We start from the raw sequence: 6,175 nt of genomic DNA on the forward strand, positions 1-6,175 counted from the left end.
CCCACAGCACTGAACAACAAATAATCCAATCAGACCACGCGGTGAGAAATCCGGGCTAATCTTGGTCACTCCAAGCTGACTTGCCCAGCCGAAAAAGTGCTTCCTGCAGGACCGCGATCATCCTGTCTTCCTCGCCCTCCGGCAGTTGGCCAAAGACATGCTGGTGCAGCCCCGCGACGATGGGCCAGGCCTCGGCAAAGCGCTGGTGTCCTTCGGGCGACAGGCTGAGTCGCCGGGCCCGGGTGTCGGCGCGATCCCAGTTGCGCACGACAAGGCCCTGGTCCTCGAGCCGTTTCAGCGCGCGGCTGGCGGTGGAGGTGTCGATGACTGTCCACTGCCTCACCTCTTTGAGCGAACAGGTACCGCGCCACTTCAGAATCGCGATGATGCGCCAGTGCGGCAGGGGCATGTCGATGGTGCGCAGTTCGTCGGCAAGACGTTCGTTCATGCGCGCCGCGACCTGGTTCAGCATCTGGGGCAGATAGCGCGTCAGGTCGATCTGGTTGCCGTCGGTCGGAAAGCTTTTCTTGCCGGGTGCGTTCATCGGGGCCCGGTTTCTGTTGCGGTCCTTCCGTAATGGACCAGGATCGCGAGGACGCCAACTGTCATCGCCGTGATCTGGACCGGCGGCCAGAGCGTGAGCACGCCGAGTCCGGCAAGCGTGCGCAGCATCACTTCCCAAGGGAAGAGCCGTTTTCGGTCATGGCCGCCGAGCGCGGAGGTCAGCAGCCAGATCGCGAGCGCGAGCCGCAGCGCGACCCAGAAGACGGCAAGCGGATCGAAGCCGGGCAGCAACAGCAGCTCAGGCTGGTAGACGAAGACGAAGGGAATGACGAAACCGACGGCGGAGAGCTTCATCGCCTGCAGCCCGATCGCCGTGGGCAGTGCACCGACGAGGGGGGCGGCGGCGAAGGCGGCAAGGGCGACGGGTGGTGTCAGAGCGGAGAAGACGGCGAAGTACATGACGAAGAGATGCGCGGCCAGCAATGGTACACCCAGTTGCTGCAACGCCGGGCCCACAAGGATCACGATCAGCAGGTAGGCGGGCAGGGTGGGCAGGCCCATGCCCAGAACCAGGCTGGCGACCATCGTCAGCAGCAGCGAGATGAAGAGCAATCCGTCCCCGAAGGACAGGATGGATTCGGCGATCCGGGTGCCGAGGCCTGTCAGGTTCAGCACGCCGATCAGGATCCCGATCGCGCCCACGGCCACCATGATGCGCGCACCCGCGATGCCGCCCTGCGCCAAACCCGCGATCAGCATGTGCGGCCGCCGCCGGACCTCTCCGCTCAACACCAGCGTGGTCAGGATGGCTGCCGCGATGGCCGCACAGCCCGCCATCGCGGGCGAGCGCCCCGCGACCAGGAGCGCGATAATCGTGGCGATGGGCACGATGAAAAGCAGTGACATCACCGCGTCCCGCGCGGTGAAGGCCGTGCGTTCGGCACGGGGCAGGGCTGACATTCCCCGGCGCGCCGCCTCCACCCGCACGCCGCAGAACAGGCTGGCGAAGAAGAAAAGGGCGGGAAGCAGCGCGGCGGCACAAATCGACAGGTAGCTGACCCCGACCAGTTCGGACATGAGGAACGCCGCAGCGCCCATCACCGGCGGCAGGAACTGCCCCGCGGCGGAGGCCGAGGCCTCGACCCCGCCGGCAAAGGCAGGCGAGAAGCCGCGCCTCTTCATCAGGCCCATGGTGAAGACACCTGTGCCTACCACGTTCGCGGTCACGCTGCCGGATATGGTGCCGAAAAGCGCGCTTGCTGCAACGGTACCATGGGCGGCACCCCCCGGCAGGCGGTCGGTGGCCCGGGTCGCGCTGCTCAGCATCACGGCGCCCGCGCCGGTGCTTTCCAGCACGGCACCGAACACGATATAGACGAACACCAGGCTGACCATAACGCCGGCCGCGAGGCCGAAGACACCGTCGAGCCCGTACCAGACAGTCTGTGCCACCGCCGAGGTGCTGTATCCCGCGTGCCGGAACAGCCCGGGCAGGCTGTCGCCGTAAAGCGCGTAGACCAGCATCAGGGCCGCGAGGATCGCAAGGGGCGCGCCAATGGCGCGTCGCGTCAGCTCCAGCAGGGACAGAAGGCCGGCTGCGGCGAATATCAGGTCGGTCCCGGTGAGGATGTAGAGACCAGACCAGAGCTCCTCGCTCAGCCTCAGGAACCACCAAAGCGCCCCGGAGAAAGCGATGCCGACGATCAGGTCGATCACCAGTCCGATCAGTGGAAGCCGCAGCGGGTGCAGAATGAGGACCGCGAGTCCCGCCAGCCAGAGCACGCCGCCCCGCAGCACGTACTCAGCCAGATCGCCGAAGCCCGCCGTGTAGAGCGCAAGCAGGGCGAGGCAGAGCCCAAGCGCCCCGGCGGCCCAGTTTCGCAGCGTCTCGGGTAGCATGTGATGGCCCTCCAATGTCCCTCAGATGTCGAAACGTGCGAGGTCGCGGGCAAGATGCAGCGGCCCCTTGTAGTCCCGGCGGATGTCCTGCACCATCTCGTCCAGCAGCCCCGGACCCACCTTTTCGATCGGCATGTGGTGGGTGAGGTGCTTGCGCAAGACCGGATTGACGGCGTCGAAATGCCCGAAATGCGTGGCGACGAGGCTCTTGACCCCGGCCCGTGCGGCGATGCCACCCAGGTCCGTCGGGCTGGTGTGCGCCGAGGTACCGATGCCGACCTTGTCACGGAACGCGAGCGCGCTGCGTGGAAAGGTGCATTCGTGGACCAGAAGGTCCGCACCTTCGGCCAGCGCCTCGATCCCGGCATCGGGGCGGGTGTCGGAAGAAAATACCACCGATTTGCCCTCGGCCTCGAATTTGAAGGCGAAGCACTCGGAAATCTCGCGCGGGATGTGGTCGGCATGGACGGCGGTGACGCGCACGCGATCGTCCTCCCAGATTACGCCCGGCTCTATCGTGCGGATGTCGGGCCGCAGGACATGGATGTTCTCCTGCCGCTTCGGATAGGCGGCGCGGGCGCGGATGTCGGCGTCGAAGGCTCCGCCTTCCAGCAGATGCCCGACGAAATCTTCCGTACCGTCGGGCCCCAGCAGCACCGGAGCATTCTGCCGGTCGCCCATCCATGTAGAGATCATGAAGAAGGGAAAGTCCGCGATATGATCGTAGTGCAGGTGAGTCAGAAAGATGTGATCCACACTGACGGGGTCGATGTTGGCCCGCATCATCTGCAGGGTTGCGCCATTGCCGCAGTCGATCAAATAGGGTCTGTCACCGACACTCAGCACCATCGCGGTGTGGTAACGGTCGGGGTCTGGCAGGGCCGCTGCCGAGCCAAGGATATCCAGTCGCATGTGCTGTCCTGTCGGTCTGGTTCGGAAAGGGGATGCCCCGGCCCTGCCGCCGGGGATGCGATGTCAGCCGCGGGCCGCGTCCGGGATCTCGAGCCCTTGCTCCTCGTAGTAGCGCAACGCGCCGGGATGCAGCGGCATGTTGATTTCCCGCAGACCGGACTCCGGTGTTATCTCCTCGAACGCCGCGCCCTGCGCGTGAAGGTCCGCGATATGGTCCCAGAACGCCTTGGTCGCGTGATAGACGAACGACTCGTCCAGATCGGCCCGCGACCCGACGCCGATCCATGCGCCGACGCTCTGCACGTCTTCCGTGTTGGCGAGGCTGTTGCCATAGGCCGCGATCGAGATTGTCTCGCGGCTGCGCCCCGGTGCCGACATCGCGGCGGCCACGCCCTCACTTGCGAAGGCCGCCTCGTCCAGCGACAGAAGGCGCAAATCGTTGGTCAGGGTCAATTGCTGGACATATGCACCCGGCACCAGGGAGGGGAAGATCAGCACGTCGATGCGCCGGTCCTGAAACGCCTGCTGTGCGGCCTGGAACCCCATCTTGGCAACCTGAAAATCGGTATCGGCCTTGTAGCCTGTTGCCCCTTCCACGATGGACTGCGTGAATGCCGTAGAGCCGCCTGACGGTGGGCCGAGAAATACAGTGCGGTCCTTGATGTCGGCATAGGTTTCGATGCCCGAGTCCGCATAGACCAGCGCGTGCCACGCGCCGACCGGAAAGTTAAAGATGCCGCGCAGGTTCTTTGCCAGCTCCGGCGCATCCTCGATCTTGCCGTACATCGCGGTGCCGTTGGACATGTGGTGGTAGAGGATCGTGGAGGACATGAAGAAATCCAGATCCCCTTTGGCGGCCGCGAGCATGTGCTGTGCCGCCGACCCGGATGCGTTCACCTGCACCTCGACATCGGGCACGTACTTTGACACGGCCTGCGCGAAACCGGCAGTGATCGTGTAGATCGTCCCGCCCGGGGCAAGGGTGCCCATCTTGTAGAAATCCTCGGCCGATGCGGCGGTTCCGATCACCGCCGCCAACGCCAGAGCCGTCGTTCTGATAATGTTCATGGAAGCACTTTCGAGTTGGTTATTGCCTCCAAATATTATCATTTGCAAACAAAAATGCAAATAAAAGGATCAAGGTTAAGCATTTGAGACCAAATTTTGATCAAGCGCCCCGATAGTTCTGCGGGAGCCGGGGCGTTCCACCTTGTAGTTCTGTAGGTTGCTCATTTCGGTAATGAGGTTCTATTTGTCAGGCCATTTCGACAGGCTGCTTCCAGCAGCCCGCGGCGGCTGTTACTTGGCGGGCGGAAACATTCCCACTTGGCCTAATCGAACCGAAGCTGCGAAAACGGCCACGGCGTTTATCACCCAAAGACATCAATGCTTGATTTGATGATAATGCTGCCGTCTGCATTTCTTCGCATCTTTCGTCCGACGATAGTGCGAAAGACATTGTGCAGTTGCAGGGCCGGCGAACGACGGGACCGGAGTGTTCGAATGACTTGGCGCCCTTTTCGGGTTTTGCGTGTGGATGTTCCGGTTGCGACGCGTTGAGACCAGCGGAACCCGATCTCGTTGAAATACAGGTCCGCGTGTTTCGGACTGATATGGTGAAAGACGCCGGCAATCGTGCGCTGGACACGTGAATTGAACCCTTCGGCCGAATTGACCTGCACCGCGCCGCGAACATATTCGCCCTGTGAATGATTGACGCTTTCATGTCCGGCGAAGCAGTCGCCAATGGTCATGAAGGCCGTCCACGCATCGCTGACAAGATTGGCCCTGGGTGTGATCCGGGGCTCGATGACACGTTCCGTATCGCGATGGGACAGACCGGATACGACAGCGGCACGGGCGTCACCGGCTGAAGTGCCCGGACCTGTGCCATCGGGTCGCTGGACCATTGCCAAAACCGGAGTTTTCCGGGTTTTTTTGCGACCTTTTCCGGAAGGTGGATCCTCGGCGTGTTTGTTCTCGGGCTCGCCGCCAAAATAGAAGTGATCGATTTCCACCGTGCCCTCCATCATGTGCTGTCCGGACACCATCAGGCGCAGGGCGTGCCCCATGCGCCAGGCCGTCGGTTGGCTGACGCCCAATGCCTCCGCCAGGCGCACCGAGGACAATCCCTTGTCCGATTGCAGCATGAGCCACATCGCCTTGAGCCAGGTGCTCAGGGGCAGTTTGGTAGCGTGCAGGGGCGTACGCGTCGTCACGGTGAATTGGAAATGGCAATCGCCGCTGGAGCATTGGTACAAGCCCGGTCGCGATCGGTAATTGCCCATGTCCCGCCCGGCAATCGCGATGGAATGCTTGTAGCCGCAGGCTGGGCAGAGCCTGCCATTCGGCCAAACCATCGCCTCCAAAATCCGTCGGCAACGCGCTTCGTCGGAAAAAGCCTCGACCATGTCATCGACGGTCCGGATACCGGAAAGCAACATAATCGTATCTTCGCACATCATAATCCTCCTTCGTAGTCACGCATAGAAGCTCATGTCACGCGTTGGCTTACAAGTAATTTGCTCTCTTTGGGTGATAAACGCCAAGTCACTTTTATGCAGTGACCCCCATTTCCGGTGCTTGCACTGCCATCGGCTTAGCGTGAGTTTGATCTTCACAACTTGGCCCTGAACAGGCAAGTCCTGTAGACGGCGATTGTGCCAGCCGTGCCGGTACCGGCTTCGCGTTCCGCAATCAGGGCAAATGCCAATTGGATTTGCGACGGCGCAAACAACCCAATGCTCTTTATCTTGAAGGGTGATACCCAGAATTTTAACACCTGGGCCGGGCGACCAGTTCGAGTTTGTTTGCATTCCCGCAGATAGCAATGACGGCGCTAACTCTCTCTTAACCACAG

The 6,175-nt window shown here is 62.2% G+C and carries 5 protein-coding genes and 1 pseudogene; all 6 read right to left on the bottom strand.

What is annotated here, in order from left to right:
- Positions 1–55: 55 nt before the first annotated feature.
- Entirely contained in the window at positions 56–544 is a 489-nt protein-coding gene (locus AC5E6N_RS22715; RefSeq protein WP_491749942.1) for a MarR family winged helix-turn-helix transcriptional regulator, read from the bottom strand.
- Positions 541–2,403, bottom strand: coding sequence for a TRAP transporter permease (locus AC5E6N_RS22720; RefSeq protein WP_491749943.1), 1,863 nt, complete (start codon positions 2,401–2,403; stop codon positions 541–543). The genes AC5E6N_RS22715 and AC5E6N_RS22720 overlap by 4 nt, the downstream gene beginning before the upstream one ends.
- A 21-nt stretch (positions 2,404–2,424) precedes the next feature.
- A complete protein-coding gene (locus AC5E6N_RS22725) occupies positions 2,425–3,315 on the bottom strand; it encodes an MBL fold metallo-hydrolase (RefSeq protein ID WP_491749944.1) in 891 nt (296 codons plus the stop codon).
- A gap of 63 nt (positions 3,316–3,378) precedes the next feature.
- Positions 3,379–4,383 (bottom strand): TAXI family TRAP transporter solute-binding subunit, encoded by a 1,005-nt coding sequence (locus AC5E6N_RS22730; RefSeq protein WP_491749945.1) that lies wholly within the window; start codon positions 4,381–4,383, stop codon positions 3,379–3,381.
- A gap of 302 nt (positions 4,384–4,685) precedes the next feature.
- Positions 4,686–5,777 (bottom strand): IS1595 family transposase, encoded by a 1,092-nt coding sequence (locus AC5E6N_RS22735; protein WP_491749946.1) that lies wholly within the window; start codon positions 5,775–5,777, stop codon positions 4,686–4,688.
- Positions 5,778–5,894: 117 nt separating this feature from the next.
- Positions 5,895–6,131 (bottom strand): annotated as a pseudogene (locus tag AC5E6N_RS22740) (transposase family protein); the annotation flags it as partial.
- Between the last annotated feature and the right edge of the window lie 44 nt (positions 6,132–6,175).

Source organism: Hoeflea sp., from assembly GCF_984452065.1.

Bases quoted from the DNA above. Each gene is read 5' to 3' on its own strand.
- AC5E6N_RS22715 (WP_491749942.1), bottom strand. From the start codon at position 544: ATGAACGCACCCGGCAAGAAAAGCTTTCCGACCGACGGCAACCAGATC.
- AC5E6N_RS22720 (WP_491749943.1), bottom strand. From the start codon at position 2,403: ATGCTACCCGAGACGCTGCGAAACTGGGCCGCCGGGGCGCTTGGGCTC.
- AC5E6N_RS22725 (WP_491749944.1), bottom strand. From the start codon at position 3,315: ATGCGACTGGATATCCTTGGCTCGGCAGCGGCCCTGCCAGACCCCGAC.
- AC5E6N_RS22730 (WP_491749945.1), bottom strand. From the start codon at position 4,383: ATGAACATTATCAGAACGACGGCTCTGGCGTTGGCGGCGGTGATCGGA.
- AC5E6N_RS22735 (WP_491749946.1), bottom strand. From the start codon at position 5,777: ATGTGCGAAGATACGATTATGTTGCTTTCCGGTATCCGGACCGTCGAT.